We start from the raw sequence: 3,007 nt of genomic DNA, 5'->3' as shown, positions 1-3,007 counted from the left end.
TTTACTGCTTTGGATGAAGCAGGTATGGCGATTCAGTTGGATTCCTTGGATCGCACGCAATTGCCGCAATGGATTGCGGGACGACTCAAGAAGCAGGGTCAAGAAGTGCAGTCAGGTCCAGATGGACAGCGCGCTTTAGCTTTCATTGCTGAGCAAGTAGAAGGAAACCTGATTGCTGCCCATCAAGAAATTCAAAAGCTAGGTTTATTGCATCCTGCAGGCGTATTAACTGAGGACCAAATTAGGTCAGCTATTTTGAAAGTGGCTCGCTATAACGTTTTTGAGCTAACTGAAGCAATGTTGGCTGGTGATCTGCCTCGACTCAATCGTATGTTAGATGGCCTCAAGGGTGAGGGTGAGCCTTTAGTTTTAATTCTGTGGAGCGTAACTGAAGAGCTTCGGATACTATCGAAACTGAAGGCAGCAAGCGATGCTGGAGAATCTGTGCAGAACTTAATGCGTGCTAACCGCATTTGGGGTAATAAAGAGCGTTTATATCCTCAGGCTTTAAAGCGGGTGCAGCCCTTAAGGTTGCGCAGAGCAATGCAGCTAGCTGCAGGTTTAGATCGTCAGGCTAAAGGATTGCATGCGGCGGAATTACCAGCAGATCCTTGGGATGGTTTGCGTTTAGTGGGAAATCTATTGCGCTAGATACATCAATATTAATTTTGACATAGTAAATATATGAGTAATTCAACAAATACCATTCAGCAAATGATGCAAGATATTGGCCGACGTGCTCGTCAGGCATCACGCTCAATGGCGCGGGCATCTAGCGAACAGAAAAATAAAGCCTTATTGCATATCGCCAAGTTGGTTCGTGAGCGTGCTGAAGAAATTCAGCGTGTGAATGCGCTTGATGTTGCTCGCGCAAAAACCAATGGGCAAGACGCCGCCTTTATTGACCGCCTCACCATGACTCCCAAGACGATTGAGTCTATGGCATTGGGTTTAGAGCAAATTATTTCTTTGGAAGATCCGATTGGAAAAATAACGCCATTGCAAAAACAGGCCTCTGGTATTGAACTCGGTCAGATGCGTGTTCCACTCGGTGTGATTGGCATTATTTATGAGTCTCGTCCAAATGTGACAATTGATGCCGCAGCTCTTTGCTTAAAGTCAGGTAATGCAGTGATTTTGCGTGGTGGCTCAGAGGCGATTGACTCAAATGCCTTATTGGCGCAATTGATTCAAGAAGGTTTGGATGCAGCTAATTTGCCAATGGATGCAGTTCAAGTTGTGACCACTACAGATCGCGCTGCTGTTGGCGAAATGATCACCATGACCGAATACATTGATGTGATCGTGCCACGCGGTGGCAAAAGTTTAATTGCCCGATTGATGGCAGAAGCACGCGTGCCGATGATTAAGCATTTGGATGGCATCTGCCATACCTATGTTGATGCTGACGCAGATATCGCGATGGCGATTAAGGTTTGCGATAACGCCAAGACCCAACGCTATGCGCCTTGCAATGCGATGGAAACACTCCTGGTCAACAAGAATATTGCGCCGCAAGTTTTGCCAGCTCTTTGTAAGATTTACCAAGACAAGGGTGTGGAATTACGTGTTGATGACCAAACCCGAAATACGCTTGAGGCGGCTGGTTTTAGAGGCTTAGTCAATGCCACTGAAGAAGATTGGCAGACAGAATATTTAGCGCCGATTTTGTCGATTAAGACGGTTGCGGATATGGATGAGGCAATGGGTCATATTGAGCAATATGGCAGTAAACATACTGATGCCATCATTACTAACAATCAGGCTCAAGCGAATCGTTTTTTGCGAGAAGTCGATAGTGCCAGCGTAATGGTCAATGCCAGCACGCGTTTTGCCGATGGTTTTGAGTACGGACTTGGTGCGGAGATTGGCATTTCCAATGACAAATTACATGCTCGTGGCCCTGTAGGTTTGGATGGTTTGACTTCCCTCAAATACATCGTCATGGGCCATGGCGAAATTCGTACTTAATCAATCCCGATTCAAGAACGATAAAAAATACCTAACGGAGACTATTCATCATGGGTAATGCATATTTATGGACTAAGACACTTCACATTGTTTTGATTGCCTCTTGGTTTGCAGGCTTGTTTTATCTCCCACGTATTTTTGTGAACCTAGCGGATGAGAAAAATCCTGAAGTCTATGCACGTCTTCTCGGCATGGCTGATCGCCTCTTTCGTTTTATGACCATTTTGGCAGTACCTGCAGTCTTGTTGGGCCTGACACTTTGGCTGCATTTTAAGATTGGTGCCGGTGAGGTTTGGATGCATGCCAAATTTTTCTTTGTTATCTTGGTTATTGGTTACCACCATGCTTGTTGGGGCTTGCTCAAAAAGTTCCGTAATGGTGTTAATGCCCGCTCTGGAGTTTGGTATCGCTGGTTTAATGAAGTGCCTGTCATCCTTTTATTGATCGTGACAGCCTTAGTCGTGATCAAGCCTTAATGCTGATACCTAAGTAATTGTTTAATTGTTTTGATGATTTTTTACTTCACCTTTTTAGATTGCTAGCCCAATGAGATTTTTTGTTGTTTGTCCAGGCGGACTGGAAGTGCCTCTTGCACAAGAGCTAGCAAGTATTGCGCAGCGCCCCGACTGCAAGGCTTTGGGTGTTTGGGTGATTGATCCAACGCCGACGAGTCCAACGGGTGGAGTAGGCTTGGCAGCCCCTATCTCTGCAGCGATGGCATTGAACTTGCATTCGCGGATTGCAAGCCGCGTCTTGCTGCAAATGGCAGAATCGCCATACCGCCAGGAAGAGGATTTGTATAAGCTGGCGAGTGGTTTGGCTTGGGAGGAGTGGTTCTCATCTAAGCAAACTTTGCGGGTGGATGTGACTGCTCATCGCTCCCCACTTAAGAGCCTGAATTTCGCCACCCTGAAGATCAAGGATGCGATTGTGGATCGCCTGCGTGATGTCACTGGTGACCGCCCAAGCATTGATACTGCGTTTCCTGATGTGCGCGTTCAGGCTCATTTGACGGCAACACATGCCACTATCTATT

Annotated in this window: 4 protein-coding genes; all 4 read left to right on the top strand. The window is 46.4% G+C overall.

Annotation, left to right across the window (positions count from 1 at the left end; genetic code table 11):
* Nucleotides 1–651 (top strand): DNA polymerase III subunit delta (gene holA, locus B7Y67_RS14115; protein WP_293599190.1); only part of this gene is annotated, 651 nt, incomplete at its 5' end.
* A gap of 33 nt (nucleotides 652–684) precedes the next feature.
* The gene (locus B7Y67_RS14110; protein ID WP_293599189.1) at nucleotides 685–1,971 is read left to right on the top strand and encodes a glutamate-5-semialdehyde dehydrogenase; all 1,287 of its coding nucleotides are present in this window, start codon (nucleotides 685–687) and stop codon (nucleotides 1,969–1,971) included.
* A gap of 50 nt (nucleotides 1,972–2,021) precedes the next feature.
* Entirely contained in the window at nucleotides 2,022–2,447 is a 426-nt protein-coding gene (locus tag B7Y67_RS14105; protein ID WP_215302482.1) for a CopD family protein, read from the top strand.
* A 70-nt stretch (nucleotides 2,448–2,517) separates the two neighbouring features.
* The coding region (locus B7Y67_RS14100; RefSeq protein WP_293599188.1) for a THUMP domain-containing protein at nucleotides 2,518–3,007 on the top strand (490 nt) is incomplete at its 3' end.

This window comes from Polynucleobacter sp. 35-46-11, assembly GCF_002281105.1.
The sequence above is the reverse complement of the archived record's forward strand: the minus strand, read 5'-3'. Positions and strand labels throughout refer to the sequence as shown.

Bases quoted from the DNA above. Each gene is read 5' to 3' on its own strand.
- B7Y67_RS14110 (WP_293599189.1), top strand. From the start codon at position 685: ATGAGTAATTCAACAAATACCATTCAGCAAATGATGCAAGATATTGGC.
- B7Y67_RS14105 (WP_215302482.1), top strand. From the start codon at position 2,022: ATGGGTAATGCATATTTATGGACTAAGACACTTCACATTGTTTTGATT.